The 25,192-nt window shown below is 47.0% G+C and carries 27 protein-coding genes and 7 pseudogenes; 15 read left to right on the forward strand and 19 right to left on the reverse strand.

The window, feature by feature from the left end:
- The first annotated feature begins 2 nt into the window (after nt 1-2).
- The 4 genes and pseudogenes from L5M37_RS21930 to L5M37_RS21945 all read left to right on the forward strand — a co-directional run.
- Entirely contained in the window at nt 3-656 is a 654-nt protein-coding gene (locus L5M37_RS21930) for a DUF4194 domain-containing protein (protein ID WP_088585322.1), read from the forward strand.
- Complete coding sequence (locus tag L5M37_RS21935) at nt 653-4,099, forward strand: ATP-binding protein (protein WP_263179933.1); 3,447 nt, start codon at nt 653-655, stop codon at nt 4,097-4,099. Before L5M37_RS21930 ends, L5M37_RS21935 begins: the two co-directional genes overlap by 4 nt.
- Nucleotides 4,100-4,101: 2 nt before the next feature.
- Complete coding sequence (locus tag L5M37_RS21940; protein ID WP_263201833.1) at nt 4,102-5,280, forward strand: Wadjet anti-phage system protein JetD domain-containing protein; 1,179 nt, start codon at nt 4,102-4,104, stop codon at nt 5,278-5,280.
- Between the two features lie 29 nt (nt 5,281-5,309).
- A pseudogene (locus L5M37_RS21945) lies at nt 5,310-5,537 on the forward strand (transposase); the annotation flags it as partial.
- Between the two features lie 40 nt (nt 5,538-5,577).
- Here L5M37_RS21945 and L5M37_RS21950 read toward each other — a convergent pair.
- The 4 genes and pseudogenes from L5M37_RS21950 to L5M37_RS21965 all read right to left on the reverse strand — a co-directional run.
- Nucleotides 5,578-5,915, reverse strand: a pseudogene (locus L5M37_RS21950) (helix-turn-helix domain-containing protein); the annotation flags it as partial.
- Nucleotides 5,916-6,044: 129 nt separating this feature from the next.
- Entirely contained in the window at nt 6,045-6,374 is a 330-nt protein-coding gene (locus L5M37_RS21955) for a type II toxin-antitoxin system PemK/MazF family toxin (RefSeq protein WP_014610905.1), read from the reverse strand.
- Nucleotides 6,374-6,664 carry an AbrB/MazE/SpoVT family DNA-binding domain-containing protein gene (locus tag L5M37_RS21960; protein ID WP_220777345.1) on the reverse strand — a complete coding sequence of 97 codons (291 nt, stop codon included), beginning with the start codon at nt 6,662-6,664 and terminating at the stop codon, nt 6,374-6,376. The genes L5M37_RS21955 and L5M37_RS21960 overlap by 1 nt, the downstream gene beginning before the upstream one ends.
- Nucleotides 6,665-7,113: 449 nt before the next feature.
- Nucleotides 7,114-7,356, reverse strand: coding sequence for a type II toxin-antitoxin system ParD family antitoxin (locus tag L5M37_RS21965; RefSeq protein ID WP_014610908.1), 243 nt, complete (start codon nt 7,354-7,356; stop codon nt 7,114-7,116).
- 104 nt (nt 7,357-7,460) lie between these two features.
- Between L5M37_RS21965 and L5M37_RS24190 the strand changes: the two genes are divergently transcribed.
- Nucleotides 7,461-7,589: an Arm DNA-binding domain-containing protein gene (locus L5M37_RS24190; RefSeq protein ID WP_411569077.1), complete on the forward strand. Its 129-nt coding sequence runs from the start codon at nt 7,461-7,463 to the stop codon at nt 7,587-7,589.
- Complete coding sequence (locus L5M37_RS21970; protein ID WP_263201834.1) at nt 7,549-8,076, forward strand: N-terminal phage integrase SAM-like domain-containing protein; 528 nt, start codon at nt 7,549-7,551, stop codon at nt 8,074-8,076. The genes L5M37_RS24190 and L5M37_RS21970 overlap by 41 nt, the downstream gene beginning before the upstream one ends.
- Here L5M37_RS21970 and L5M37_RS21975 read toward each other — a convergent pair.
- The 5 genes and pseudogenes from L5M37_RS21975 to tnpC form a co-directional block, all read right to left on the reverse strand.
- Nucleotides 8,069-8,437, reverse strand: coding sequence for a type II toxin-antitoxin system HigA family antitoxin (locus tag L5M37_RS21975; protein WP_014610936.1), 369 nt, complete (start codon nt 8,435-8,437; stop codon nt 8,069-8,071). The two genes, L5M37_RS21970 and L5M37_RS21975, sit on opposite strands and share 8 nt — an antisense overlap.
- Nucleotides 8,438-8,447: 10 nt before the next feature.
- The gene (locus tag L5M37_RS21980) at nt 8,448-8,747 is read right to left on the reverse strand and encodes a type II toxin-antitoxin system HigB family toxin (RefSeq protein ID WP_014610937.1); all 300 of its coding nucleotides are present in this window, start codon (nt 8,745-8,747) and stop codon (nt 8,448-8,450) included.
- A gap of 312 nt (nt 8,748-9,059) precedes the next feature.
- On the reverse strand, nt 9,060-9,371 hold the full coding sequence (locus L5M37_RS21985) for a type II toxin-antitoxin system RelE/ParE family toxin (protein WP_263201835.1): 312 nt from the start codon (nt 9,369-9,371) through the stop codon (nt 9,060-9,062).
- A complete protein-coding gene (locus L5M37_RS21990; protein ID WP_069453195.1) occupies nt 9,334-9,573 on the reverse strand; it encodes a CopG family ribbon-helix-helix protein in 240 nt (79 codons plus the stop codon). The genes L5M37_RS21985 and L5M37_RS21990 overlap by 38 nt, the downstream gene beginning before the upstream one ends.
- Before the next feature lie 115 nt (nt 9,574-9,688).
- Nucleotides 9,689-10,330 (reverse strand): annotated as a pseudogene (tnpC, locus tag L5M37_RS21995) (IS66 family transposase); the annotation flags it as partial.
- Between the two features lie 87 nt (nt 10,331-10,417).
- Between tnpC and L5M37_RS22000 the strand changes: the two are divergent.
- The 3 genes from L5M37_RS22000 to L5M37_RS22010 all read left to right on the forward strand — a co-directional run bounded on the left by L5M37_RS22000 (nt 10,418) and on the right by L5M37_RS22010 (nt 11,816).
- Nucleotides 10,418-10,735: an antitoxin of toxin-antitoxin stability system gene (locus L5M37_RS22000; protein WP_206194672.1), complete on the forward strand. Its 318-nt coding sequence runs from the start codon at nt 10,418-10,420 to the stop codon at nt 10,733-10,735.
- Nucleotides 10,726-11,142 (forward strand): type II toxin-antitoxin system YafO family toxin, encoded by a 417-nt coding sequence (locus L5M37_RS22005; protein ID WP_014610941.1) that lies wholly within the window; start codon nt 10,726-10,728, stop codon nt 11,140-11,142. The genes L5M37_RS22000 and L5M37_RS22005 overlap by 10 nt, the downstream gene beginning before the upstream one ends.
- 467 nt (nt 11,143-11,609) lie before the next feature.
- The gene (locus L5M37_RS22010) at nt 11,610-11,816 is read left to right on the forward strand and encodes a hypothetical protein (RefSeq protein WP_263179928.1); all 207 of its coding nucleotides are present in this window, start codon (nt 11,610-11,612) and stop codon (nt 11,814-11,816) included.
- A gap of 119 nt (nt 11,817-11,935) precedes the next feature.
- Here the strand turns inward: L5M37_RS22010 and L5M37_RS22015 are convergent, their stop codons facing one another.
- The 5 genes and pseudogenes from L5M37_RS22015 to L5M37_RS22035 all read right to left on the reverse strand — a co-directional run.
- Complete coding sequence (locus L5M37_RS22015) at nt 11,936-13,144, reverse strand: J domain-containing protein (RefSeq protein ID WP_263201836.1); 1,209 nt, start codon at nt 13,142-13,144, stop codon at nt 11,936-11,938.
- A gap of 211 nt (nt 13,145-13,355) precedes the next feature.
- Nucleotides 13,356-13,703 carry a type II toxin-antitoxin system RelE/ParE family toxin gene (locus L5M37_RS22020; protein ID WP_220733063.1) on the reverse strand — a complete coding sequence of 116 codons (348 nt, stop codon included), beginning with the start codon at nt 13,701-13,703 and terminating at the stop codon, nt 13,356-13,358.
- A 1-nt stretch (nt 13,704) separates the two neighbouring features.
- Nucleotides 13,705-13,965, reverse strand: a complete 261-nt coding sequence (locus L5M37_RS22025; protein ID WP_115017884.1) for a type II toxin-antitoxin system Phd/YefM family antitoxin — start codon at nt 13,963-13,965, stop codon at nt 13,705-13,707.
- 471 nt (nt 13,966-14,436) lie between these two features.
- Entirely contained in the window at nt 14,437-15,789 is a 1,353-nt protein-coding gene (glmM, locus tag L5M37_RS22030) for a phosphoglucosamine mutase (protein ID WP_263201837.1), read from the reverse strand.
- 74 nt (nt 15,790-15,863) lie between these two features.
- A pseudogene (locus L5M37_RS22035) lies at nt 15,864-16,406 on the reverse strand (polysaccharide biosynthesis protein); the annotation flags it as partial.
- A 141-nt stretch (nt 16,407-16,547) separates the two neighbouring features.
- On the opposite strand from L5M37_RS22035, the gene L5M37_RS22040 reads away from it, so the two are divergent.
- The gene (locus L5M37_RS22040; RefSeq protein ID WP_263180516.1) at nt 16,548-16,673 is read left to right on the forward strand and encodes a hypothetical protein; all 126 of its coding nucleotides are present in this window, start codon (nt 16,548-16,550) and stop codon (nt 16,671-16,673) included.
- 142 nt (nt 16,674-16,815) lie between these two features.
- Here the strand turns inward: L5M37_RS22040 and L5M37_RS22045 are convergent, their stop codons facing one another.
- Both L5M37_RS22045 and L5M37_RS22050 read right to left on the reverse strand, forming a co-directional pair.
- Nucleotides 16,816-18,045, reverse strand: coding sequence for a type II toxin-antitoxin system HipA family toxin (locus L5M37_RS22045; protein ID WP_126491572.1), 1,230 nt, complete (start codon nt 18,043-18,045; stop codon nt 16,816-16,818).
- A complete protein-coding gene (locus L5M37_RS22050; RefSeq protein WP_014610910.1) occupies nt 18,038-18,364 on the reverse strand; it encodes a helix-turn-helix domain-containing protein in 327 nt (108 codons plus the stop codon). Before L5M37_RS22050 ends, L5M37_RS22045 begins: the two co-directional genes overlap by 8 nt.
- Before the next feature lie 278 nt (nt 18,365-18,642).
- On the opposite strand from L5M37_RS22050, the gene L5M37_RS22055 reads away from it, so the two are divergent.
- Nucleotides 18,643-18,798 carry an L-lactate permease gene (locus tag L5M37_RS22055; RefSeq protein WP_411569076.1) on the forward strand — a complete coding sequence of 52 codons (156 nt, stop codon included), beginning with the start codon at nt 18,643-18,645 and terminating at the stop codon, nt 18,796-18,798.
- A 145-nt stretch (nt 18,799-18,943) separates the two neighbouring features.
- On the opposite strand, the gene L5M37_RS22060 is transcribed toward L5M37_RS22055, so the two are convergent.
- Nucleotides 18,944-20,665 carry a potassium/proton antiporter gene (locus L5M37_RS22060; protein WP_263180525.1) on the reverse strand — a complete coding sequence of 574 codons (1,722 nt, stop codon included), beginning with the start codon at nt 20,663-20,665 and terminating at the stop codon, nt 18,944-18,946.
- A 623-nt stretch (nt 20,666-21,288) separates the two neighbouring features.
- Between L5M37_RS22060 and L5M37_RS22065 the strand changes: the two are divergent.
- Nucleotides 21,289-21,894, forward strand: a pseudogene (locus L5M37_RS22065) (IS30-like element ISSba16 family transposase); the annotation flags it as partial.
- Here the strand turns inward: L5M37_RS22065 and L5M37_RS22070 are convergent.
- Nucleotides 21,826-22,038 (reverse strand): ribbon-helix-helix domain-containing protein, encoded by a 213-nt coding sequence (locus L5M37_RS22070; protein ID WP_317630103.1) that lies wholly within the window; start codon nt 22,036-22,038, stop codon nt 21,826-21,828. The pseudogene L5M37_RS22065 and the gene L5M37_RS22070 overlap by 69 nt on opposite strands.
- Nucleotides 22,039-22,623: 585 nt before the next feature.
- On the opposite strand from L5M37_RS22070, the gene mntA reads away from it, so the two are divergent.
- Together mntA and hepT are read left to right on the forward strand one after the other, a co-directional pair.
- Entirely contained in the window at nt 22,624-23,046 is a 423-nt protein-coding gene (mntA, locus tag L5M37_RS22075; RefSeq protein WP_088585314.1) for a type VII toxin-antitoxin system MntA family adenylyltransferase antitoxin, read from the forward strand.
- Nucleotides 23,039-23,455 (forward strand): type VII toxin-antitoxin system HepT family RNase toxin, encoded by a 417-nt coding sequence (gene hepT, locus L5M37_RS22080; protein ID WP_263201839.1) that lies wholly within the window; start codon nt 23,039-23,041, stop codon nt 23,453-23,455. Before mntA ends, hepT begins: the two co-directional genes overlap by 8 nt.
- A gap of 395 nt (nt 23,456-23,850) precedes the next feature.
- Here the strand turns inward: hepT and glmM (L5M37_RS22085) are convergent.
- Nucleotides 23,851-24,951: pseudogene (glmM, locus tag L5M37_RS22085) on the reverse strand (phosphoglucosamine mutase); the annotation flags it as partial.
- Nucleotides 24,952-25,057: 106 nt separating this feature from the next.
- Between glmM (L5M37_RS22085) and L5M37_RS22090 the strand changes: the two are divergent.
- Nucleotides 25,058-25,192 (forward strand): annotated as a pseudogene (locus L5M37_RS22090) (IS4 family transposase); the annotation flags it as partial.

Here is a 25,192-nt window from a genome sequence, read left to right on the forward strand (position 1 = left end):
CCATGTCGACCATCCATGAAACAAGCGCACTGGGGGCGGATGCCCAACGGGACAAGTCTGCCGTGCTCATCCGGCTGCTCAAGGGCCCTCTCTATCTGCATCGGCAACGGGATCTCTGGCAGGTATTACTGCGCGAACAACACAGCATCCGCGACTACTTCCAGCAGATTGGCCTCTCCTTGCTGATCGACGAGGCCGAAGGGTACGCCTTCTTGAAGCAGCCCGAGAGCGCGGAAGAAGAGTCCGGTCAGGAGTTACCACGCCTGATCAGCCGCCGTAACCTGAGCTTTGGCCAGACACTGCTATTGGTCTGCCTGCGCAAGCGGCTGGCCGAGCACGACAGCGCAGAGAGTGCGCCCCGCCTCATCGTCACCCGGCAGGAGATCCACCAGTGGTTGTTACCCTACTACCCCGAGGTGGGTAATGAGGTAAAGCAACGCCGCGAGCTGGATGCGCTGATCAAAAAATGCGATGAGATGGGCTTCCTCTCAATGCTACCCAAGCATCCGGATGACTTCGAGGTGCCGCGCATTCTCAAGGCCTTTGTCACCGCCGAACAGATAGTGGAATTCAACCAGCTACTAGCGCAAAAACTGGCTGTCGCCGGGAATACGACAGAGAACGCTGAAGAGTACAACGAGGAGAACACCGAGTGAATAGTGAGCTGAACGCGCAAATCTCAGCCAAGCACAGCCTGCCAAACCAGGCCCTGCAGGGCTTTCGCCTGATGCGTTTCGAGGTGTTCAACTGGGGCACCTTCGATCAGCAAATCTGGCATCTGGCCGTAGAGGGCGACAACAGCCTGCTGACCGGCAACATCGGCAGTGGCAAATCGACACTGGTGGACGGTCTCACCACCCTGCTGGTTCCCACCCGCAAGCTGGCCTTCAACAAGGCGGCAGGCGCCGAGGAGAAGGAACGCTCGCTGGAGTCCTACTTCCATGGCTTCTATACCTCCCAGCAGGATGACTATGGCAAGGCGCGTCCGGTCGGCCTGCGCGGCAAGGATCACTACAGCGTTCTGCTGGCCCAGTTCCACTCCGCCGCCCTGCAACAGAGCGTGACCCTGGCCCAGGTATGCTGGCTGCCACCCGCAGAGAAGCGGGTCAAGCGACTGTTTCTGGTGGCCGAGCAGCCCCTTACCATCGCCAACCACTTCAGCGGCTTTGGTGACAAGATAGCCGGACTGAAAAAGCAACTAAAACAGCAGGGTGGCTGCGAGCTGTTCGACAGCTTTGGCCCCTATCAGCAAGCCTTTTGCAAGGCGCTGGGACTGGGTAACGATGGCAAGGCGCTGGATCTCTTCAATCAGACCATCTCGATGAAGTCCGTGGGCTCGGTCACTGACTTCGTACGCCAGAACATGCTGACCCAGCCCGATGTCGAGGGGCTGATCCAGGAATTGGAGCGCAACTATGACGATCTCAAGCGGCTGCATGATGCGGTGGTCGCAGCCCGCCAGAAGGTCGAGTTGCTGGAGCCTGTCAGCCGACTGGGGGAGAACGTGCTGCAGGCCGAACAGGAGAAACAGCATATCCAGCAGTGTCGGGAGCTGACCGATGGCTTCATGGCACAACATGCCATCTCCCTCTATCAGAAGCGACTGCAGCGCAGCCGCCAGAACCTGGACAAGCTACAACTGCAGCGCGAGAGCCTGGATCGTAGGCTCGGTGAGCAGGAGCAACAGGTTGCCACCTTGCATCAACAGATCCTGGAAAATGGCGGTAGCCGCCTGCAACAGCTGCAGGGGGAGATGCACCGCCTGAGTCAGGCGCGCGACACGGCTCGCCATCACTACAAAGACTATCGCGATCTGACCCAAGCCCTGGCCCTGCCGGATACTCTGGAACTCGACTGCTTTGTCAGCAACCAGGCCGCCGCCAAGGAAAGGGCCGAGACACTGATGGGCGAGTTGGCCCAACTGGAGCAGCAGCGAGATACGCTCAAGCAGCAGGAGTGGCAGCAGAGCGCCCAACTGCAGCAACTGGGCGACGAACTCGCCGCCCTGAAGAAACGCCAGAGCAACATTCCCGCTCAGCAGTTGGCCATACGCGAGCGACTCTGTGCCGAACTGGGGTTAGATGAGAGCCAGCTCCCCTTTGTCGGTGAGCTACTGCAGGTCAAGGGTAAGGAACTCGCCTGGCAAGGGGCCATGGAGCGGGTGCTGCACAATTTTGCCCTGAGCCTGCTGGTGCCGGAGCGACTCTACCCCACGATCAGCGAATGGGTGGAAAAAACCCATCTGGGCAGTCGCCTGGTCTATTACCGGGTACGCCAGCCTGCCGATTATCTGCCAAGCCCGGCGACGCCTGGCTCGCTGCTGGGCAAGCTGGAGATAAAACCGGCCTGTGAGCAATACGACTGGTTGCACAAAGAGCTGCAACGCTTTGACTATCTCTGCTGCGAGGATCTGGCCACCTTTCGCCGCAGCGACAAGGCGTTATCCATCAACGGCCAGATCAAATCCGGCCCCTCACGTCATGAGAAAGACGACAGGCACGCCCTGCAGGATAAGAGCCGCTATGTGCTGGGCTGGAGCAACAAGGAGAAGATCCTACTGCTGGCCCAACAGTACAGCCAGTTGCAGCAGCAAATCCAACAACGCCAGCAGCAGCTGCAACAACAGGAGCAGCGCCGCAGCATGCTCGACAAACTTCGTCATCAGGCGTTAAGACTGGCCGATTTCAATCTGGGGTTTGAACAGATTAACTGGCCACGTTTTAGCGAGCAGATAGAACGGCTGCAGCAAGAAGTACAGATACTGGAGCAGAGTTCGGACCTGCTTCAGACGCTGCAGCAACAATTAACCTTGGCCAAGCAAGCTTTCAAGGCGCTCGGGAGCGAGCGCGATAACCTGCTAACCAGCGTGGGGCAACAACAGAGTGAGATCGAGACCGATACCCTTGCCCTGACGGAAAAAGAGGCCTTGCTGGCTAGCGTCCCGCCGATCTTGCGCGAGCGCTGTTTTGCGACCCTTACCCAGTTCTATCAGGAGTATGGTGCCAGCGCCGGGTTGCGCTTCGACATGCTGACTAACCAGACCAGCTTGCTGCGCGGTAAACTCAACGAGCGGGTGCAACATCTGGAGGAGAAACGGCGCAAGAAGGAGGGGCAAATGATCGATGCCATGAGCACCTTCCACTACCGCTTTCCCAACGATGCCAGTGAACTGGACAAGAATCTGGCGGCATTGAAGGAATATCAACAGATCCTCCAACAACTGCAGCAGGAGGATCTGCCACGCCACGAAGCGCGTTTCAAGGAGATGCTTAACCGCGACACCATCCGCGCCATGGCGCTGTTTCGCAGCCAGCTCGACAAACATGAAGAGGAGATCAGTGCCCGCATCCGGCTCATTAACCAGTCGCTGTATGCACTGGACTACCAGATCGGCACTTTTATCGAGATTGACAGCGTCTCCTCCCCTGATGTGGAGATCCGCGAGTTCAAGCAGCGTATCAAACAGTGTGTCGAGCACACGCTGGATGACAACCTCTACTCGGAGCAGAAGTTCGAACAAGTAAAGTCACTTATCGAGCAGATGCGACAAGATGCAAAATGGACCCAGAAGGTCGTCGATGTGCGCTTCTGGCATTTGTTCAACGTTATCGAACGCTACCGGGAGGATGGCAGCGAGAAGGAGTGTTACTCCGACTCCGGTGGTAAATCGGGGGGACAGAAGGAGAAACTGGCCTACTCCATTCTGGCCGCCGCTATCTTGCTGCAATACAGGCTGGTCGGCAGCGAGACTACCCAGACCCGTGCCGAGCGCCGCTTCAATCTGGTGGTGATCGATGAAGCTTTCGCTCGTGGCTCCAAAGACAGCACCCGCTTCGGGCTGGAGCTGTTCAAGAAGCTGGGGCTGCAACTGCTGCTGGTCACCCCCCTGCAAAAACTCGATGTCATCGAGCACTATGTCCGCCATGTGCACTTTGTCGATCTGAAGCAGAATCGATCCATGCTGCTGAACATGACCATCGAGGAGTATCGGCAACGGCTGGCTCAACATCAGGCTCTCGGCAGCTACAGCACGCTGGTTTCTGAGGTCCCGATTGCTGAGGTGCAGGCTTCAGACGTGAATGGTTCCGTGGAGACATGACCATGATCGAACTCAAGACACTCAAGCAGAAACTACTGAAGAAATGGCAAGGTTATGGACTGCATCGGGCCTGGCTTGAGGGGGAATCACTGTTCCCCCTCACCATCAAACTATCCCGCCCCATCGACAAAGCACTGCTGCACGACTTTGCCGCCCTGCGCCAGCAGATCGCCCGCCTGCAGGAGGGACTGACCGATCTGCCCGGCATCACGTTGCAGCAGCAGGAGGTCAACTACCCGACCATGGGGCGCCAATGGCTGCCTGCTGCCGTCGAGTTTGCCGATATGGCCGCCTTGGCCCGCTTTGTCGGGCAGGCACAGGCTTGGCGGATCTTTTGCGATGAGCACGCACGGCTGCTCGCCGCCTTCCCGGCTCTGCAGGCCTGGTTGCTGGACAATCCGGCACAACTAGAAAAGCAGGCGGGTCATTGGCCTGAGCTCATAGCCGTCTGCCGCCACTTCTGTGCTCACCCACGCCCCGATTGCTACCTGCGCCAACTGGACATACCCGGCGTCGATACCAAATTTATCGAGCAACACAAAAGCATACTGAAGAGTCTGCTGGATCAGCTGCTACCAGAGCAGGCGATTGACCCGACCGTGACCAGCTTGCGCGATCACGGCTTCGAACGGCGCTTTGGCCTGCGCTACGAGGAGCCGCAGGTCCGCTTTCGTCTACTTGACCCGCAACTGGCGGCCGAGTTTGCCGGGGCCAGCGACATCACCTTGACGGTGCGCGACTTCGCCAAGCTGGACCTGCTGGTGGATCGGGTTTTTATTACCGAGAACAAGATCAACGGCCTGGCATTTCCTGGGGTACGCAATGGACTGGTGATTTTCGGCCTGGGTTATGGCGTGCAACTGCTCAAAGAGGTGCCCTGGCTGGGCGCTTGCCAGATCCACTACTGGGGCGATATCGACAGCCATGGCTTTGCCATGTTATCGCAACTACGCAACTATTTTCCGCGTACCCGTTCTCTACTAATGGATGAAGCAACCCTACTTGCCTGCCGCTCTTGGTGGGGAAGCGAGCCTTCTGCCACAGCCCACAGAGCCGAACAGCTCCCCAACTTAAATGAGACAGAGCAACTGCTATACCAACGACTCAAGGCCCATTGGCAACCTAACTTACGACTGGAACAAGAGCGCATCCCTTTCTCTCTTCTCCAAACGTTAATTTGACATACGCATCATTTCTTACTGATGATGGAGTGGAAGTACCAACTTTACTTCACACTGCAAGCAAGGTCACAGGTGTTGATCTGGGGCTGTTTCATTTCGCCATCGAATCGAATGGCAAAAAGATAGCCAACCGAAGATTTGTAAAGCGTGCTGATAAAAACCTCAGACGTAAGCAGCGTCAGCTATCAAGAAAAGCAAAAACTAGATTGATGGTCGCCAAATGCCATGAAAAAGCAGCGAATGCTCGCGCTAATTTAGTAAATCAGACTATGTTGATTAAGTTCAGCTATGCTGCCGTAAGCTTACAATCAGTTTACGCCGCCTACGACTGCCGTTGGTTTCTTTGGCTTTGTCCTGCCCTGTACATATCCAGCCGTGTGAGATTTTGGTTGCCTGAGTCTGAGTTAAATGGGCAATTAACTCTGCGGTTTGCTCAACAGATTACAGGCTTTGTGAACCGCGACATTTTCAGACTTGAGCTTCTCTGACAAGGTGTAATCGGCAAGGTGACGGCGGACCGTTGATTCATTTATCCGTAATGCTTGAGAAATCATTGCCGCGGTCCAGCCTTCGGATGCAAGAAGTACTGCTTTAATGCGGTCACAAACAAGCCCGTCACGCGTTTGAGCATGCAGGGTCTCTAGGACTTGTTTTTGGTCAGGAGTAGTCTCGTGACAGCGACCTTAATCCTCATGTCACTGAAAATCAAGCATCTTCATTGATCACGAGTATAGGAGGGTTGAGCCATATCTGATTTCCTCTTCTTAACTGACCAATACTCGCACTTTTGCGAGCACTTCATTTAGCACTGCAACGGGAGCTTTTTCGATATACTTGACGTCCCTTGCTGCGTAGTCAATCGTCTTGACTTGTTGACACAAAACAACACCTTTGGTTTTATCGGTATCAACAGCAACCTCGAAACCATGACCTCTAACCCTAGATGTTATTGGTGCGACTAAAGCAAGTTGAATTTGCTTGTTGAACGGCTCAGGCGAAAGTACCAGCGCAGGACGATGATGAGCCTGCTCGTGTCCCGCAGATGGGTCAAAATCAATCCACACTATGTCACCTCGTTTTGGGGTGTAACTCATTAGATTTCTTCCTTGCCTACAGGTGACGAACTCAGCCATTGAGTATCTTCTGAATCAAGTTCAAAAGACCCTTTTGGACTGGCACTTAGCAACTCATCAAGTGTGAATATTGGGGTTGCTGGGCTCATCACAATACACCCCTGAACAACCTCTATTTCAACTTGATCCCCCATACCGAACCCAGCCTTCTTCAGCACGGCAGCAGGGATAATTGCTCCGGCAGAGTTCCCCCATTTTTTGATACTGGTCTGCATATTAACCTCACCAACCATGATACATTGTTTAAACATGCTACCACCAAATATGGGGTTATACAATGTATAACTTCATATTAAGGTGCAATATCGAGTGCTTGGCTGATAGCTCGCCGATCAACATCAAGATACGGCCAACCCAGCAATTCAAGAGTTCTAGAATTAAAGGCGGCTGGACGGTCATTTCTGCTTATGGAAGCTGCGTAAGTTTCGATACTATCGAGCAGCGGCTAACGAAATAAAAAGCATCACCCTGTTAGGAGTATACAGTAAAAACTATGTCTATTTGCGTGTGAGTGAGTGAAAACCCTTTACTAGCAATGCCTTTTGTGAATATTTAAAGCGTACATACTATGTATAATGGTATGTACGTTTTTTATCCCTGAAGGCTTAGCAAGGCGATGGCCTCACTGCGTGAAACCATCACCCTGCCAAAAGGGTATTCAAAAATTCGCTCAAAGTCTTCGGCAGCAAGGTTGGAAAGTTTATACATTGTGCTTTTGTTTCACCATTGCAGCGATGTCATGAAGTGATAATGCGCATTCACCACTTTGCTCACCAGCTTCAATCGCCATTTTCAAAGCTATCGTCTGGTTTTCTTGTCTTTCTAATAGTCGTAAGGCAGAACGAACAACTTCGCTTGTCGAGCCATAGCGACCTGACGAAATAAGCTGACTGACAAATTCATCTAACTGTGATCCGATAGTAACACTGGTTGTCCGTGACATGTTTCCACCTATTTGTGTGAATAGTTAACACAGCAATAATATATGATGTTAGATACCAAATCAAAGTAATGTTAATGAGTAAGCGTCTAGGCAAAGGCACAAAAATGCTGGCCACACCTAAAAACCTTGCAACTGCCAAGACAACACTCAAAAAAATGAATGCAGAGATAGACTTAGGCTGCTTCCAATACCGTGATTATTTCCCCAAAAGTAAAAAAAATCGCTCAATTTGAGCTGTTGCAGCGTGAGAAACATCCTGCTCGTGAATATCCATTTTTCAATGATTTTGCCTATCAGTGGTTTGAACGCAAAAAGGCGACGTGGAAAAATAGCTATAGAAACACCATACAAAACGTTTTAGATAAGTATCTGATCCCACAATTTGGCAATACATTGATGAATGAGATCACCCTATCGCAGGTCGATTTTTATTGTCAGCAGTTAATGCAAATGGTGAGAGCAGATAATACCCGTCAATTATCTAACCGTCGCATTAATAACTTACTGTGGCTCATCGTCTCCATGGTAAGCCTCGCGGCAGAAGAATATAAATTTGAATACCCATTGAGACGCTATCGCTCACTTAAAGAAGAAAAGGCTGAGTCTCATCCGATGACGATAAAGGAGGTGGAGGATGTCAAATTGGCCTTGGGTACTTTCTACCCTCTGATTTCTCGATTCGCCATGCTTGTGAGTAGTCATAGACATTCCGTTATTTAGCTAATTGGTATTCTTTGACCAAGCAAGGCAGCGGGATTTTAAGCCCCTCATTCAGCTTGCGGATCATGTTCAGACTAAGCCGACGTTGGCGGTTTAGCACTTCTGATACTCGGCTACGTTGCCCAAGGAACGGCACCATATCGGCATCAACAAGCCCTTGCTGTTCCATGCGAAACTGAATGGCCGCGATTGGATCTGGCGTTTCAATTGGAAAATGAGCGTCCTCAAACGCGCTCACCAGCGTGATCAACACTTCCAGCTCATCCCCCTCTGGCGTGTTAGGTTCAGCATCAAAAAGCTGTTCAATACGCTTTAAGGCTGCTTCATTATCAGCCACGGTTCTGATCGGTTTAATTTGCATTGCAAACCTCCTAAATTGTGGTTGCATCAACTTTGTCATACTCAGCATGAGAACCAACAAAGCGAACATAGACCATTGCAAACTTGTAATTCACGGCCACAATAAGACGGTACTTATTGCCGTGGATGTTGAATACCACCCTGTTATTGCCAACAAAACTCGCGTTGCGGTACAACGCTTTTATGTCTTGCGGATTTTGCCAGTTAGCGTTTTTAGCTTCCTCGTACCATGACTTGAGAGGTTGCTCACTATCTTGATAAATGGGCTGCTCCCAAAACTCCCGCAATGCGACTCTTGAAACAACTCTCATGCAATCCCCTTTTCTATATTTCCCATTATGGGAAACGCATAAACGATAGTCAATAATTAATTTCCCTTTTTGGGAAAATATATTAATTTTTTGATTTTTACCATATTGCTGCGAGCAAGCGTGTACTCTCCTTCATGCTCGGGTATTTGTGGGATTTTGGGATTGTGGGATTGTGTAGCTAAGAAGGTTCTGCTGGAATTGACATCCTCCCCCCCCTAAAGGAGGTGGAGGATGTCAATGAATCACTCTTGCCTAAAGCCGCTTAAAAAATTCTGAGGAGCTCGTAGCACTTTTTGCAATTAAATCAATTTTTTACCACTGACTAGGTAAGCGTAATCGCGTGTGGAATATCCGTAGAATATGGATTTCATCTTGCTTAACCCTGTACGGGATGATGAACGGGTAATCCTGTATAATCTGTTCCCGTGTACCAACTACGCGCCCAGCCCGTCCCATGGCGGGTTGCACCGGCAATAAGTTCACTAAGCGGTAAACGTCTTGCACGAATGCTTGAGCGACCTTGGGGTTGTCTTTGGCTAAATAATCATACGCATCTTCAAGATTTTGCGCGGCCTTGCGCAACCATTTAACCCGCATTGTTCCCCCAACGCTGGAACTTGGCATTCATCTCGTTCTCTGGCACAAAATCACCGGCATCGGCTTCACGTAATGCGGCTTGGATTTCAGCAATTTGCCAAGCTTCCCGGTCTAAATAATCCTGAATCGCTTGGCTGGCCAACCACGATTTAGTTCTGCCAGTTGACTGGGCAAGCTGTACCAGCTTTTGCTCGATTTCATCGGATAAGCGCACTGACATGACACTCATGGTAAACCTCATCATACAATGTATACATCAAACTACATTACACTGATTGAGGATAAATTGCCATGTTTGGCTTATCAGCCAAACTGAATGTTAGTATCCGTCCGGTGATCTGCACCTAGCCTAGTTTTGCATTCCAAGGTAACAAATGATCCAGGCTTTCTGGCTTGAGTGACAGCTGATCTAGGCAGTACATGAGATAGTCAAAAGGCATAAGCCCATTAGCCTTGGCAGTTTCTATCATGCTGTACAGTATGGCACTGGCTTTTGCTCCATTGGCCGTATTGGCAAATAGCCAATTTTTACGGCCAATGACGAACGGCTTTATGGCTCGCTCTGCGCGATTATTGTCGATATTCAGTCGCCCATCCTCAAGATAGCGGTTCAAATTGGGCCATTGATTAAGGCAGTAGGTTATTGCCTTCCCAAAGCTGCTTTTAGGTGGCACATGGCGTTGTGATTTCTCCAGCCAACGATGCAACTCATCCAGTAAGGGTTGGCTGTGCAGCTGCCTTTGTTGGCGGCGAACCTCGGGACTTGAGTCTTTATTCAAGGTTTCGATTCGGTAGATTTTCTGGATATGGTTCAGAGCCCAGTTTGCCTTGCCCGTTTTGCCTTTAGGCTGAGCGATTTCAGCCTCTGTGAACTTACGACGAGCATGGGCCCAGCAGCCCACGAGTTCGGCATCGGTTTTAGCATAACCGGCGTAACCATCGACTTGCAGGTAACCACTAAATCCGTCGTTTATTTGAACTTGATGGATGAATAATCCGATACTGGTATAGGTCTAAATTTAGGTCTATACTTAGGTCTTAGTATAACTGTCGCAACAGTAGAAAATGGAGCTATGATGTTACAGAAAATTTTATGTGGCTATACCACACCGATCAGCAAGTTCAAATCAAACCCCAGTGCTGCATTAGCCGAAGCCCAAGGAGATGCAATTGCGGTGTCATCTAATAACCAAATCCAGTTTTATGCGGTACCGGCGTCACTGTTTGAAGAAATGACGGCGTTTTGTGAGTTTGCCCAACGTGGCACCACCACATTGGAAAGCATCCCTGCCCAGTTTACTGCTGCCAATCTAAACATGGATAAGGTTTCTACTCAGATGGCCAACAAACTGAAGCAAGGTGCCAAGGGAGAATTTGAGGAATGGAAGTAAAGGCGGTACGCATATTTACGCATCCCTATTTAAAAGAGGCCCTAGGTGAGCTGGCTACCAAAGCATTAGTAGATGATTTTCGGGTGTATAAGGAAGGTAAAGGCCTGCCTACCACCTTTGGCCGCGACGTTCCTTACCTGTTTACCCATAACCGCTCGTATCTTGAATTACAACATCTGCATTTCAAAGCTGCAGGTTTTCCGCTCAAGCTAGTGCAATTCAAACGGACCAGCGGTTATGTTCTGGTGTATTGTCCAGGCTTCTTCAACAGCCATTGTTACCTACTGATAGCCATCATTAAACATTGGGATAAGAACAAGCCGAATGATGTCGATAATACCGATCGTGATAGCGGCTTAATGAACCAACTGGAGAAAATAGCCGAAGGCTTCAGGGAGCAGTTTTAATCATACCGAATTTACCCAACGCGCCAAAAATGTAAAGTTAGCCTACATTAAGGCCTTGTTGCTTGTCCGCTGATACAGCATATCTCGACTCTCTACGAGCTTGTTGGATCATGGCTGTTTATTGGCAATTAATGTGAGTCCGCCAAGATAAATGTAAGCCCGTTGTTAATTAATCTGCGTCCATTGGCAGTTAATGTGAGTCGGTGGTCCCGCTTATTATCAGCTAATGTGAGCCCAGTTTGGCGGATGTAATCGCGCCGAAGGGATTATGTGTGCAAGCCACTACAGTTACCAAACATATCGTTCTCCTATGATTCAGAAGAACAAGGATGGCGACATATGGTCAAGTTATGAAGGTGTGCTTCGGCGGACGCTTACGTTATTCTCGATAATTGCTCCTGCATTATTCTACCTTCGCCCGTCCCTGGGCTCGTACCTCCTGCATCTAACTACCATGGAGGGTGGAAATGTCATATTTTGTATGGAACAAAATTGACCATACAGTCGTTCGCGGGAATGACAGAAAAGAGAAGGATTACGGAACGCTCGCGCGCTCACTCACTGTCAGGGCACAGCCCGCTCCGTTATCCGTAAGTCACGCAGTGACGTTCCGTAGCCGCAAAGCGGCGTTCGTAGAAGCTATCGCTTCGCTGCCAGAGTCTAAAGCGACGTAGTGGCGTTCTAAAGCGAGCTGGCGAGCGTCCTAGGGCCGAAGGCATCCTAGCAGCAGTGCTTTTTGCTGCGTACTTGCGGCCGAAGGCCGTCCTAGCCGTTACGAAGCATCATCATTGCGCTATTTGTATTGCCAAAATTCATCAAAAGTTTCGTCATTAAACATAGCAAGATCAAAAATGTCGTTAAAACTCCCCCGTCGGCTACGTTGGTTTAATTCCTTTTGTATCGCTTGTACTGTTTTGATCTTAGTCACTTTTGCGAGTAACTCTTCAGTTTCAATCGTGAGATGATCACCATATTGGGCCAACTCCCTAGCGCGTGATGCTTTTGAACCACTCCCAAAACGTTGCCAAATCATACTTTTAATATCATCGCCATTCTGCATTGATTGATAATCTTGATTTAATAAACTAATTTTAACCTGCAACGCAGCCTCAATACGTTTAATCATATCTGCATCGGCCTCAAGCTTATACTCTGGCAGATATTCAAGGGCCAACATCAGCAAGGCGACAGCATCCTTGCTTTTCTTGGCTTGAGATAGTTGCTGCATCAACTCTTTTTTTAGCGCCTTTTTAGCAGGTTCAGGCTCTTTATCGGGATGAAATTGATTCGCCAATTGTCGATACAATTTGGTCATGGTTTTATCGCTAAATAACTCAAGGCTTAATGTTTGCTCTGGTTGACTCGATTCAAAGAAAAAATCATCCTCTTGGGCATCATACTCAGCCTCATCTTGCTCAAACGCATTTTCAGCGTCGCCGTCATCAAAAGCCTTATTGTGCTGCTCAGCCAATTTTTGCTCAAAAAATGCCTGGAACTTCGCCGGTTCATCAATGAGTTCAGACAGTTGCGCATCGTCTATATCCAACTCAAAGCCAAACATAGATTCTAACTCTTCACGAAAAGCATCAAGCTCGTGCTGACCAATGTCTTGCTTAGGCAAGGTTGCTTGATAAGCCATAAGCAAGCTAGTGAAGCTATCGCGTATTTCGTGAGTATTGATAGGATTAAACGGGTTCGATTCAATAATACTTATTTCTTCGTCAATCCATTCTAGCAGCGCCTCCCTTTGGCGACCTTTAATGGATTTACGCGGCACAAAAGTCAATAAATGACGCACCCATTGGGCTGAGGCATCACATACGGCCTGCTCTTTTTCAAGTAATTGTGAGGTGAACTCGCGATAAAAACCCTCTAATTTTGTTTGATAACGTTTATTTCTTAATTGTTTTTTTTCGTAGTCTTGCCACAATTTTTCGAGTGTTTGCGAGCGGTTACGTGATTGACTTGAAGCCGAAGTATTGATGATGCTCATTAATGACATAAATATTTTCTTTTGATGAAATGTTTACAAACCCGAGTGACCCAAAGTACAAAACTCGCATACCAAAATAGCGAAAAACGTGACGACATCCTTAGCAAAGCGACGTTCGAAGAACGCTAGAGCGCTTCGCAGCTAGAGTCTAAAGCCAGCTTGTGAGTATCCTAGATTCTCGTGACTAAAGACCGTCCTCGATTCTCACTGCCGCAAGCAATTACTTATAAACCAAGCAATGATTGATCAGTTGATTCTGTATGCTTGGTCGTTGGTTCAAAAAAAGTAGCACAGTAACAAGAGACTCATCATTAATGTAGCTAACCTCGTACAGTATTCTAAAATCCTCTTTTATCGCGTGCCTTACTTGAGTAATGCCAAGTTCAACTAACTCTTGACATAATGCATGGCTCAAAGGATTTTGCGTCACAGATGCTTCAAATGCCTCAATAACTGCCTCAACTCTCTCAATAATAGTGATCTCGTCATGCCATTGGGAATAGTGAGATATAGCACTATCTACGGTATCTTCAAATGTCTTGGTATATTCAAGTTTTACCACAGACATACTACTTATTATCCTTTAAAGCCAGTTTACGACCCGCCAAGCGTTCCTTGAATGCACTTGATGACATAGTGCGGCCATTTTGTTGATCGCTTTTTGCAAAACTGACTAGCTTGAGTAAAGCTATCGCCTCATCACGTCGATTTCTATCCGCTACCGACTCGATAACGTAAGCAGGTACACCATTTTGAGTAATAATCATCGGTTCATCGAGGGTTAAGCTCGCGGCATTTTTCTTCAAAAAACTGATTGTTTCTATGTTCATAGGTTGATGCCTAGTTGATTAATTGAAAATAAGAAAACCCATTCACTAAGCCAAAATCATATCATGCGATAGATTAAAGACCAAAAAAGACTAAAAAAGACTAAAGACATCAAAACGCTTAACGCCGTGCTGACGGAGGACGGATTACGGAACGTTCGCACGCTCACTCACCGTCAGGGCGAAGCCCGTTCCGTTATCCGTAAGTCACGCAGTGACGTTCCGTAGCCGCAAAGTGGCGTTCGTAGAAGCTAGAGCGAGCTTGCGAGCGTTCTAGGGCCGAAGGCCTTCTAGCAGCAGCGCTTTTTGCTGCGTCCTAGCAGTTGCGTACGACTGCATGGATGCAGGAGGTACGAGCCCAGGGACGGGCGAAGGTAGAATAATGCAGGAGCAATTATCGAGAATAAAGCAGGAGCAGTTATCGAGCAACGCCCTAGAGTCTTGCAGCCGAAGGCCGTCAGCGAAGCGCCCGCTTTACGCCGCTCTTACCGCATCTGCGATAAACTCGGCTTGAGTCTGTGTCATCAGATTATCCGTTGACTCCACCATCACTCGGATTAAAGGCTCTGTGCCGGACTTACGTAATAGTACGCGCCCTTGGTCACCCAATATCCCTTCCGCTTTTACCACTGCCTGCTTAACACTGTCTAAAGCCAAAATGCTGTCGGCACTGCCTGATGATAAACGCACATTAATAAGTACTTGCGGCAGCTTGGTCATGCCCGCTTTAATGTCGGCTAGACGTTTGCCTGACTCTAAAATGGCTTTAAGTACCTGTAGAGACGCCACAATACCATCACCCGTTGAAGCGTGCTTTAAACTCAAAATATGCCCAGAACCTTCGCCGCCCAGTTGCCAACCCGTTTCTTTAAGCTGCTCAACCACATAGCGGTCGCCTACCTTTGCACGTACAAAGGGAATGTCCATTTGCTTAAGGGCCAGTTCTAAACCAAGGTTCGACATTAAAGTACCAACCACACCGCCGACCATTTCACCTTTATGGCACGCGGCTTGTGCCAGAATAAATAAAATTTCATCACCATCAACCACATGGCCATTATGGTCAACAAACATCACCCTATCCGCATCGCCATCTAATGCAATACCTAAATCGGCCTCATGCACCATCACGGCGGTTTGCAAACTATCTAAATGTGTTGCACCGCAATGGTCATTAATATTCACCCCATTAGGTTTGTCATTAATGCTAATCACCTCAGCCCCTAACTCACGGTACACATTCGGCGCGATATGGTAAGCGGCGCCATGGGCGCTATCGACAACAATCTTCAACCCCGTCAAACTTAAGTGATTCGGGAATGTTCCCTTACAAAACTCAATATAACGGCCTGCGGCATCATCAATACGGCGAACCTTACCGAGTTTTTCAGAGGCGACACACTGCATCGCATTATGCTGCAGCGCCTGTTCTAATAAGGTTTCAATTTCAAGCTCCTGCGCATCATTTAATTTAGTGCCAGAGTTTGAAAAAAACTTAATCCCATTGTCGTAATAAGGGTTGTGGGAGGCACTGATCACCACCCCGGCATCGGCGCGAAATGTCGACGCCAAATACGCCACCGCAGGTGTTGGCATTGGGCCAATCAACGCCACATTCACACCCGCCGCTGAAAATCCCGCCTCCATTGCCGACTCAAGCATATAGCCACTAATACGGGTATCTTTACCAATCAACACTTCTTTAGTGCCAGTGGACGCCAGCACAGTGCCAGCCGCCCAACCTAACTTCATCGCAAAATCAGGCGTTATAGGGAATGTACCCACCTTGCCACGCACACCATCGGTACCAAAATACTTCCTAGACATACTGCATCCTTAAAAACCTCATAAACGAAAAAAGCCAAATCAAACCTGATTTGGCTTTTTAAAAATGACTTAAACTAAGAAACCAAATTAACTACTTTAGCTTTAACATCAATAGGTTTAGACGATTTCTTTTGTTGCCAGACTAAATCGCAAATACCATCTGTTGGTGCAAACCCCGTCGGGGCCGAGAGCAAAATTTCACGGATCGCCTCATGGTTAAACTCATGGCAAGCTTTATCTAAACGATTAAGAATTTGCTCTAATTGGGTCCAGGGTAGAAATATCTCATGAGCCGTCATAATACGCTCATGGTCTGTCCCTGTTACATCATCACCAATCAGCAATTCTTCATAGAGTTTTTCACCAGGGCGTAGGCCACTAAACTCAATGGCAATATCGCCATGTGGATGATCTTCATCTTTAACCTCAAAACCACTGAGACGGATCATTTTAGCCGCCAGATCAACAATTTTGACTGACTTGCCCATATCAAGCACAAACACATCGCCACCCTTACCCATTGCCCCTGCTTGAATAACCAGCTGGGATGCTTCGGGAATGGTCATAAAAAAGCGGGTGATTTCAGGATGAGTTACAGTAACAGGGCCACCTGTTCTGGTCCAATTCCATTGGACACTTAATGTTGAGACAGTATGGTCAATAAATTAAGAGGTCGTACTACAACCGACTTGTCATAAAGCACGTAAAGCAGTTAATCTTTGGTAGATGGCGTGCATTTGGCCCAGAAGGAGACAATTATGTCTTTAAAAAATAGTTCGACAACAGCTCAACGTAAAGCAGATGGTATTCGTCGCCTTATCGCTGCACGTGAAGCGGCTAAGCAAGCAGGGACTCTTCGCCAAGTTTCTGCTGCATCACGTTAACGGCAAACGCCAGTGATACCATGCTGGCGTAATTTCTTGCTAACTTATCAACCGGGGGCAATGATTGACAAATAAGTCACTAAACATAATCTTCAACCTAATATGACAGACACCTATGCATGCGTACGTGTCTGTTCTCATTTTAGCGTAGCGGTATGCTTAGTAAGTGTCTCTCGATTGCTTCAATCATCGACTTGGTAAGTGGTAAATGCGCTTTTTCTCTCGCCCAAACCTCATGAAAGCCTGTTACGGTTTGCTTGGCGGTATCTAACACCAACTTTTCTGGCAGCATGGCCCTAGCGGCTAAGTGTGACAACTCATCCAACGTGAAATCGCTGAATTTTTTGCTACGGCTAACCTTGAGCGACGCACTATCATCAGGGATATAGGGAATGGTTGAAACAAAGTCATAAGCAGGTGCAATCGATGCGGTGCGTTTGTCTTTATAAATCACAGACCAATTTTTCAAATGCATATCGGCATTGCCAATTAACGTATTGAACACTAACCTACGCGTAAATTCTGCGATGTCCTCATCTTGACCTTCGATACCAATAACCTGAGCAATATTCCGCATACTGGCTTTTTTGTATTTATCTTGAGGATAGACACCAAAAACTTGCGCAAAGTCCTCAATATGTACAGCTTGACCATCAACACGGTCAAAGCGTTTTATCGCAAAGGCCTGAGCATTTTTAAAAGAATTGCCATATTTGCCGACGCCTTCTGGAATATTGGCAATCTGGTCAATAGAAAGTAGCTGAGTCTCTGGTACCTCCATTCCCAACATTCGAGCCAATTCCATCATCGAATATTCATTTTCTGGCACAGCCTCAAATCGAGACGACGGCAATTTCACAATCCAAGAGCCACCTTTACCCGTAGCAGGAATGGTCAAACCGCCGTTTACTTGTTGTAAAGCTGAAAACTTCAACTGCACACCCGCCAATGAAAAACGCATTGGCGCTTCAACTTTCGTATCACCTTCAATGTCTTGATGCACATTAGGTGGCAGCGCTTCACCATCGGCCGGTTCAACCGTGATCGCACCGGCTAAATCCTGCCCTAGCACCCACAGTAGAAAAAATTCCCGCGCAGGGTTCACACCGGCACGCTCTGCCAGGTAATGGCGCATGGTTTCTTCTGGCAAAAGATTAGAGAAAAACGGGGTTAACTTGGTTTGGGTAGGTTTGAAATTGGTCAGTAAGCCACCTAGCGGATCTTTAAAACCAAGCCCTAACACGGGCCGTGAACCATCATTAATGTATGAATCCATAAAGGCAAATAGCGTTCTGTCATTACCCACATTAGTGATCGTTGCGATGGGTTCACCATAGAGCAAAACGTTTAACGTAGAGACATTATTAGTCATCGTCGTCTTCCTCTAACTGGTATGCTGGCGACATTGGCTCACTTTCATCACTAAGACCGTTATTATGAGTCGCGTTACTACTTCGAATGATCGACTTAATTGCAGGAACAGTCTTTCTAGGTGCGACAAATAACTCTAGGTCGAGTACGCGGGCAAGTGCGATCAAACTGGACATTCTTAAATCAACGTCACCAGACTCAATTTTCGATATATGGCTTTGCGGTACACCCGAACGAGCGCTCAGCTCTCTTTGGCTAAACCCCTTACGTATCCGAGCGTCTCGAAGGCTCCCTAATATCTGCTCTGTTACATAGTTCATTTCAATATGTCTTAATGTATCACTAAATAAAAATTATATATAAAAACATATCACTCTAACCAAAAGAACACAAGATCGATTAGTTATTGCACATCAACAAAGGTATAGCGATATATTATTATAGATAAAACATAACGCGCTCACTTGCTGTAAACAGGTGGCCAATGGACAGTATTAGAATAGCTTACAAAATACCTCGTTTTTAAGGATCGAGTCTTTAGTCACATTCGCTCGGTGCGATCCCGCTTCATCAGGACCACACCATCACCCGTTGAAGCATGGTTCTGAGACACGCAACAGGCTTGGCAGGTAAAGAGTCTGACCTCTTCCGCTTTACTCTAAAGCATAGTCTATTTTTCTGTACTTTTATTGGAGTGCTCACAATACTCCAAGCATATATAGTCCCTTGGACATTAGTCTTTTTTAATCAATAATTAAATCAATATGTCACGATATAGAATGCCGAGTACTATTTCTCGGCATTCTATTTGAAAGATGATTTTATTATGCTTGACCAGTGAGGTAACCTACTAGAGAAAAATGGCGAAAACGATATAACTTAGGGTGTTAGCTAGTAGATTAATCTTGAGAGGTTGAGGTTGGCACTATACCTACAGTCGCAATTCTCGCTCCTACCATTTCACGAACATATAACCTGACTTTACCATAATCTTTTTCAGCGCCTAAGATCGGTTCATTAGCGAAGCTCTGACGTAGCAACGCATCTAACGACAAACGATTATCCGCAGAGAGTTCAATACCATATGAGTGATATAAATCTTCTACTTTTGTATAACCTTTCAAACGTAATTCCGCTTGAGGTAATGTTTGATAGTTTGTTTCAGTAATGCCAGAACATACAATATCAACAAAATCTCGAACTTCAGGTTTCATCACAATAAATAAATGGTCACCTGCATATAGGAAAGTTGAACCTCGTGGAGGGATAACACTATTACCTCTAGTAATCATTGCTACGACAGTACCATCAGGTAAAGCTATTTGTGATAAACGACGATCTGAAACTCGTGAGTTCTCGCCCAGTTGATACTCAACAATGTCAGCATCCACATTACCTAAAGCTGTAATTTCTAGTGTCGCAGCGGGTGTTGACGGTGGCGATTCAGTTAGCCCTAAAGTACGTGCAACCCAGGGTAAAGTAGAGCCCTGTATAGTCGCTGAAATCAATACCACGAAAAATACCACACTAAAAATAAGATTTGCGCCGGGCAAACCATAAATAAGTGGGTATATAGCCAAAATAATAGGTACTGAGCCGCGTAAACCTACCCAAGAGACTAGGGTCATTTCTTGTATGTTGAAGCCAAAAAGTTTAAGTACAGGAAGCACTGACAAAGGTCGTGCCACTAAGGTTAGCACTACTGCAATAATTAACCCTTCTTTCCAAATACCAAGCAAACTAGAAGGATTAATTAACAAGCCTAAAAATACAAACATAATTATTTGACCCAGCCAAGCCAAACCATCATGAAATAAAAAGGTACTGCGCTGAAATACAAAACGACTATTACCTATTACTACGCCTGCGATAAAAATGGCTAAAAAGCCACTGCCTCCCAGATTTGCAGCGATACCAAAGGCTAGCAACCCTAAAGCAGCGACCATCACAGGATATAAACCAGAAGTCGTCAGATGAATACGGTTAATAATACGTACCGATAACCAGCCAATAGTCAAACCAACAGCAGAGCCTACACCCATTTGCTGGATAAATAACATCAATAATCCAGTCCCCGGCTCAAGCCCTTTAACCATAACTTCCAGCAAACCCACTGTCAGGAAAATAGCCATAGGATCGTTTGTCGCACTTTCAATTTCCAGCGTAGATTTTAATCGTGGATTGATATGAATACCTGCATTACGCAGTAATGAAAATACAGCCGCAGCGTCAGTGGAACCAACAATGGCACCAATTAGCAAGCCATAAAGTAGTGATACATCCAGAATATAGGCCGCTGCGACACCAGTGATGATAGCAGTAATCAATACGCCAAAAGTAGCCAACACTGAGGCGGGCTTCCATACTTGTTTAATAGAGGCGATAGGTGTTTGTAAACCACCATCAAACAAAATAATAGCTAAAGCTAAAGAGCCAAGGGCATGGGCTATTTGTGCATTGTCAAAAACAATGCCTCCAGGACCATCTTCACCAGCGAGCATTCCAACCATAAGAAACAGCACTAGGACGGGTAACCCTAATCTAGCAGATAATTTACTGGATAAAATACCAAGGATAATCAAAATTGAGGCCAGCAGAATAATTTGGTCAATCACAAACATAAATAGCGTTCTCTTTAATCTAGAATACAGATAATAACTGCGTGAGTATGAGCAGTAGAAGAAACCAATTGCTGAAGGCGGTACGCTTTATCTCACCAAATAAAACAGAGTTCACGATGAAATAAACAAGTGGCGAAGTAAAACAATATCAGATTTTAGCCCTGTTAGAACAGGGATTTCGATAACCCACATTGCTAGATATTTGTTTTACTCTATCCAGTTTTCTTGATAGATTTTCCAATTCTTCGATAGTGTAGTGGTCTACTACAATTGGTCAGCTTGATAGAATCTATACGAATTAGATTGCACGTTGCTGATTTGAAAAGAGATATGCACTTTAATAGAAGTTAAAGTGCAGTTTTAGAGTGTTTTAGCGCTTAATCGACGTGTTTTGTGCATTATCGTGACTAACTCGTGCAAAACTCAGTTTATGCAGGACAACATGCATAAATAGTCACATATCAATCAATCTTAGACGCTCAGTCGAAAAATAAGATGAGAATGCGCTTTAGTATGACTAAAGCTGAACTCAGAAAAAGTATCACTTAACATCTTTAAGTTTGTAGAATCCAAATTGCTAAGATTAAAGCCAGACACTTCTTACTAGATGGCCAAATTCACTATGCCACTACAGTGTCTATAGGGAAGTTAAACGATGCCAAGGGCAATCACGCTATCAGCCTGATATTGCACACAAGCAGGCTGTCACAATGAGGCGTCAGTCGAGTAAATATGCGATACCCTCACAGCGAATAGAGAGCATCGTCCTTTTGCTGCAATTGGATTGGAGCCCTGAGCAAATCTCGCAAGTGTTGCGTTTGGTGAAGGAGCCTGTCAGTCATGAGTGGATTTATCGCTATATTGCTCGCGATAAACGCCGTGGCGGTAAACTTTATCGTCATTTACGTCAAGGACATAAGCGTTATCGGCGCGGCAAAGTAGAACAAGCTCCTACCATAAAAAACGCCGTATCGATTGACGACAGACCTGCGATTGTCGATAGTCGAGAGCGATTTGGCGACTGGGAAATCGATACAGTATTGGGTCTGCATGGAACGGGCTCTATTGTGACCCTATTAGAGCGTAAGACTCGGTTTTATTTGATAAAGAAAGTCAATTCGAAGTCAGCGGCAGATGTAACGAAAGCGACGATTGAGTTGCTAATGCCCTATAAGGCGCACGTGCTGACGATAACGGCAGATAATGGACGCGAATTTGCTCACCACCAAGGCTTCCCGGTCTAAATAATCCTGAATCGCTTGGCTGGCCAACCACGATTTGGTTCTGCCAGTTGACTGGGCAAGCTGTAACAGCTTTTGCTCGATTTCATCGGATAAGCGTACTGACAAGACACTCATGGTAAACCTCATCATACAATGTATACATCAAACTACATTACACTTATTGAGGATAAATTGTCATGTTTGGCTTATCAGCCAAACTGAATGTTATCGATGCGGGGATCCAGCTTTTAGCTTTGAGTCACTACTATTTAAACCACCGAAAGATGTTAGTGTGGATTCCCGCGTCGATAACTGCTCCTGCGTTATTCTCGATAATTGCTCCTGCATTATTCTACCTTCGCCCGTCCCTGGGCTCGTACCTCCTGCATCTGACTACCATGGAGGGTGGAAATGTCATATTTTGTATGGAACAAAATTGACCATGCAGTCGTTCGCGGAAATGACAGAAAAGGGCAGGAATTACGAAACGCTGTGCTGACGGAGGAAGGATTAAGGAACGCTCGCAAGCTCACTCACCGTCAGGGCGCAGCCCGTTCCGTAACCTGTAACCGCAAAAAGCGGCATTCCTAGCCCCTAGCAGCGAGCAGCGAGCTTGCGAGCGTCCTAGCAGTTGCGCAGCAACGCCCTAGTTTCTCCCAGCCGAAGGCCGTCCTTTTTGCTGCGCCTTATATGCTATATACTCACCCTGTATTCATTAAATCGTGCAATGGGCCTATGCAACAACTAAATGAAAGCATTATCATCAACTTACTACAAGATAACATCCCGCAGTTGAGATTGATCTACCTATTTGGCTCCTATGCACAGGGCACGCAACACCGCAACAGTGATATCGATATTGCGGTACTCGCCGATGTCACTTTAGACAATATCGCCCGCTGGCAACTTGCCCAAAAACTCGCCTCAGCGTTAGATACTGATGTTGATCTTGTTGATTTACGCACGGCATCCACAGTGTTATGTCAGCAGGTAGTCACCCAAGGAAAGCGACTTTGGGGAACGCGACAAGATGATGAGATTTTTGCAGTGAAAACCATCTCAATGTACCAACATCTACAAGCTGAAAGACAAGCAATTATTGATGATGCAACGGCCAAAACAACAGCCAACGATCACAGGGGACGTCACTTTGAATGACATTATTATCAACAAAATAGCAACCATCAAACGCTGTATAAAACGCATCCAACAAGTTTATGGTGATGGCAGCATGTTCAAACAAGACTTCACCCTGCAAGATAGCGTTATCCTCAATTTACAACGCTGCTGCGAAGCCAGTATCGACATAGCAAACCATATTAACCGCCAACAACAACTGGGTATCCCCCAAAGTAGCCGTGATAGCTTTACACTACTTTCACAAAATAAAATAATTAATCAGCAGCTTGCAGACAACTTAAAGAAGATGGTTGGCCTAAGAAACATCGCAGTACATGACTATCAAGAACTCAACCTCGATATCGTTGTGCATGTTGTACAGCATCATCTTGAGGATTTTGAGCAATTTATTGAAATGATAAAATTTTGTCCAAGAATGAGTTATTGAATCACTCTTGCCTAAAGCCGCTTAAACAAGCCCTGAGGAGCTCATAGGGCTTTTTTTAATTAAATCAAACTATTAACACTGACTAGGCAAGCGTAATCGCGTGTGGAATATCCGTAGGATATGGGTTTCATCTTGTTTCACCCTGCGGTTGTCGCAAAACGGCGTTCGTAGAAGCTAGAGCGAGTTTGCGAGCGTCCTAGCAGTTGCGAAGCAACGCCCTAGATTCTCGCGCCACGCAGTGACGTTCCGTAGCCGCAAAGCGGCGTTCGTAGAAGCTAAAAGCCTAGAGCCACATAGTAGCGTCCTAGGGCCGAAGGCCTCCTAGCAGCAGCGCTTTTTGCTGCGTCCTAGCAGTTGCGAAGCAACGCCCTAGATTCTCGCCCGAAGCGCCCGCTTTACGCCGCTCTTACTGCCTCTGCGATAAACTCGGCTTGAGTCTGCGTCATTATAGTATCGGTAGATTCGACCATGACCCGTATAAGCGGCTCTGTACCCGATTTGCGCAACAGCACTCGCCCTTGGTCGCCTAAGATCTCTTCAGCTTTAATCACAGCTTGCTGAACACTATTTGTCGCTAAAATGCTATCGGCGTCAGCCGTGGCTAAACGCACATTAATTAACACTTGGGGAAGTTTAGTCATGCCAGCTTTAATCTCAGATAAACTCTTCTGGGACTCCAATACAGCTTTAAGTACCTGTAAGGATGCAACTATGCCATCAGCCGTTGAAGCATGCTGCAAGCTCAAAATATGTCCTGAACCCTCACCGCCAAATTGCCAGCCAGTCGCTTTAAGCTGTTCAACTACGTAGCGGTCGCCTACTTTTGCACGAACAAAAGGGATATCCATCTGCTTAAGTGCAAGCTCTAAGCCAAGATTTGACATTAAGGTACCAACCACGCCACCCGTCATTTCACCTTTGCTTTGGGCTGCCAGGGCAAGGATGAATAAAATCTCATCACCATCAACCACATGGCCATTGTGATCGACAAACATGACACGATCCGCATCACCATCGAGCGCAATCCCTAAATCAGCTTCATGCACCATAACCGCTGTTTGCAAACTGTCTAAATGCGTCGCCCCACAGTGATCATTAATATTCAAGCCGTTAGGTTTGTCATTGATGCTAATCACTTCAGCACCAAGTTCACGGTAAACATTAGGCGCGATATGGTATGCAGCACCATGGGCACTATCGACAACAATCTTCAATCCCGCTAGAGACAAATGATTTGGAAAAGTGCCTTTGCAGAACTCAATATAACGACCGGCAGCATCATCAATACGGCGCGCTTTACCGAGCTTTTCCGAGGCAACACACTGCATCGCATTCTGGTTCAGCGACTTTTCTAACAAGGCTTCGATTTCCAGTTCCTGCGCATCATTTAACTTAGTACCGGAATTAGAAAAGAACTTAATGCCATTGTCGTAATAAGGATTGTGGGAGGCACTGATCACCACCCCCGCATCGGCTCGAAACGTCGATGCTAAATACTGAAGAATCCCCTGATGATTTACAAATAAATCATCAAATTAGGGTGGAAGCGCATCTTGTTGCATGATCAAATGGTTTCGCTAAAAACTACACTTGGACAACAAGATGCGCGAAGCCAATATCCTACAACATTCTTTACACCAATACTGCCCAGAACTTCACCTAAAACGATTAAACAGCTTGATGCTGGCCTCTAAGGCACTGATTGAATGTAAGACACTGACCTTGACTGAGTTAGGT

This window comes from Shewanella sp. SM69, assembly GCF_025653985.1.
Classification (GTDB): domain Bacteria; phylum Pseudomonadota; class Gammaproteobacteria; order Enterobacterales; family Shewanellaceae; genus Shewanella; species Shewanella oncorhynchi.

What these genes read in the sequence shown, in the direction of transcription:
- L5M37_RS21930 (WP_088585322.1), top strand. Translation starts at nt 3, where the DNA reads ATGTCGACCATCCATGAAACAAGCGCACTGGGGGCGGATGCCCAACGG.
- L5M37_RS21940 (WP_263201833.1), top strand. Translation starts at nt 4,102, where the DNA reads ATGATCGAACTCAAGACACTCAAGCAGAAACTACTGAAGAAATGGCAA.
- L5M37_RS21955 (WP_014610905.1), bottom strand. Translation starts at nt 6,374, where the DNA reads ATGAGTTACACCCCAAAACGAGGTGACATAGTGTGGATTGATTTTGAC.
- L5M37_RS21960 (WP_220777345.1), bottom strand. Translation starts at nt 6,664, where the DNA reads ATGTTTAAACAATGTATCATGGTTGGTGAGGTTAATATGCAGACCAGT.
- L5M37_RS21965 (WP_014610908.1), bottom strand. Translation starts at nt 7,356, where the DNA reads ATGTCACGGACAACCAGTGTTACTATCGGATCACAGTTAGATGAATTT.
- L5M37_RS24190 (WP_411569077.1), top strand. Translation starts at nt 7,461, where the DNA reads ATGCTGGCCACACCTAAAAACCTTGCAACTGCCAAGACAACACTCAAA.
- L5M37_RS21975 (WP_014610936.1), bottom strand. Translation starts at nt 8,437, where the DNA reads ATGCAAATTAAACCGATCAGAACCGTGGCTGATAATGAAGCAGCCTTA.
- L5M37_RS21980 (WP_014610937.1), bottom strand. Translation starts at nt 8,747, where the DNA reads ATGAGAGTTGTTTCAAGAGTCGCATTGCGGGAGTTTTGGGAGCAGCCC.
- L5M37_RS21985 (WP_263201835.1), bottom strand. Translation starts at nt 9,371, where the DNA reads ATGCCAAGTTCCAGCGTTGGGGGAACAATGCGGGTTAAATGGTTGCGC.
- L5M37_RS21990 (WP_069453195.1), bottom strand. Translation starts at nt 9,573, where the DNA reads ATGAGTGTCATGTCAGTGCGCTTATCCGATGAAATCGAGCAAAAGCTG.
- L5M37_RS22000 (WP_206194672.1), top strand. Translation starts at nt 10,418, where the DNA reads ATGATGTTACAGAAAATTTTATGTGGCTATACCACACCGATCAGCAAG.
- L5M37_RS22005 (WP_014610941.1), top strand. Translation starts at nt 10,726, where the DNA reads ATGGAAGTAAAGGCGGTACGCATATTTACGCATCCCTATTTAAAAGAG.
- L5M37_RS22010 (WP_263179928.1), top strand. Translation starts at nt 11,610, where the DNA reads ATGTCATATTTTGTATGGAACAAAATTGACCATACAGTCGTTCGCGGG.
- L5M37_RS22015 (WP_263201836.1), bottom strand. Translation starts at nt 13,144, where the DNA reads ATGTCATTAATGAGCATCATCAATACTTCGGCTTCAAGTCAATCACGT.
- L5M37_RS22020 (WP_220733063.1), bottom strand. Translation starts at nt 13,703, where the DNA reads ATGTCTGTGGTAAAACTTGAATATACCAAGACATTTGAAGATACCGTA.
- L5M37_RS22025 (WP_115017884.1), bottom strand. Translation starts at nt 13,965, where the DNA reads ATGAACATAGAAACAATCAGTTTTTTGAAGAAAAATGCCGCGAGCTTA.
- glmM (WP_263201837.1), bottom strand. Translation starts at nt 15,789, where the DNA reads ATGTCTAGGAAGTATTTTGGTACCGATGGTGTGCGTGGCAAGGTGGGT.
- L5M37_RS22040 (WP_263180516.1), top strand. Translation starts at nt 16,548, where the DNA reads ATGTCTTTAAAAAATAGTTCGACAACAGCTCAACGTAAAGCAGATGGT.
- L5M37_RS22045 (WP_126491572.1), bottom strand. Translation starts at nt 18,045, where the DNA reads ATGACTAATAATGTCTCTACGTTAAACGTTTTGCTCTATGGTGAACCC.
- L5M37_RS22050 (WP_014610910.1), bottom strand. Translation starts at nt 18,364, where the DNA reads ATGAACTATGTAACAGAGCAGATATTAGGGAGCCTTCGAGACGCTCGG.
- L5M37_RS22055 (WP_411569076.1), top strand. Translation starts at nt 18,643, where the DNA reads ATGGTTCTGAGACACGCAACAGGCTTGGCAGGTAAAGAGTCTGACCTC.
- L5M37_RS22060 (WP_263180525.1), bottom strand. Translation starts at nt 20,665, where the DNA reads ATGTTTGTGATTGACCAAATTATTCTGCTGGCCTCAATTTTGATTATC.
- L5M37_RS22070 (WP_317630103.1), bottom strand. Translation starts at nt 22,038, where the DNA reads ATGATGAGGTTTACCATGAGTGTCTTGTCAGTACGCTTATCCGATGAA.
- mntA (WP_088585314.1), top strand. Translation starts at nt 22,624, where the DNA reads ATGCAACAACTAAATGAAAGCATTATCATCAACTTACTACAAGATAAC.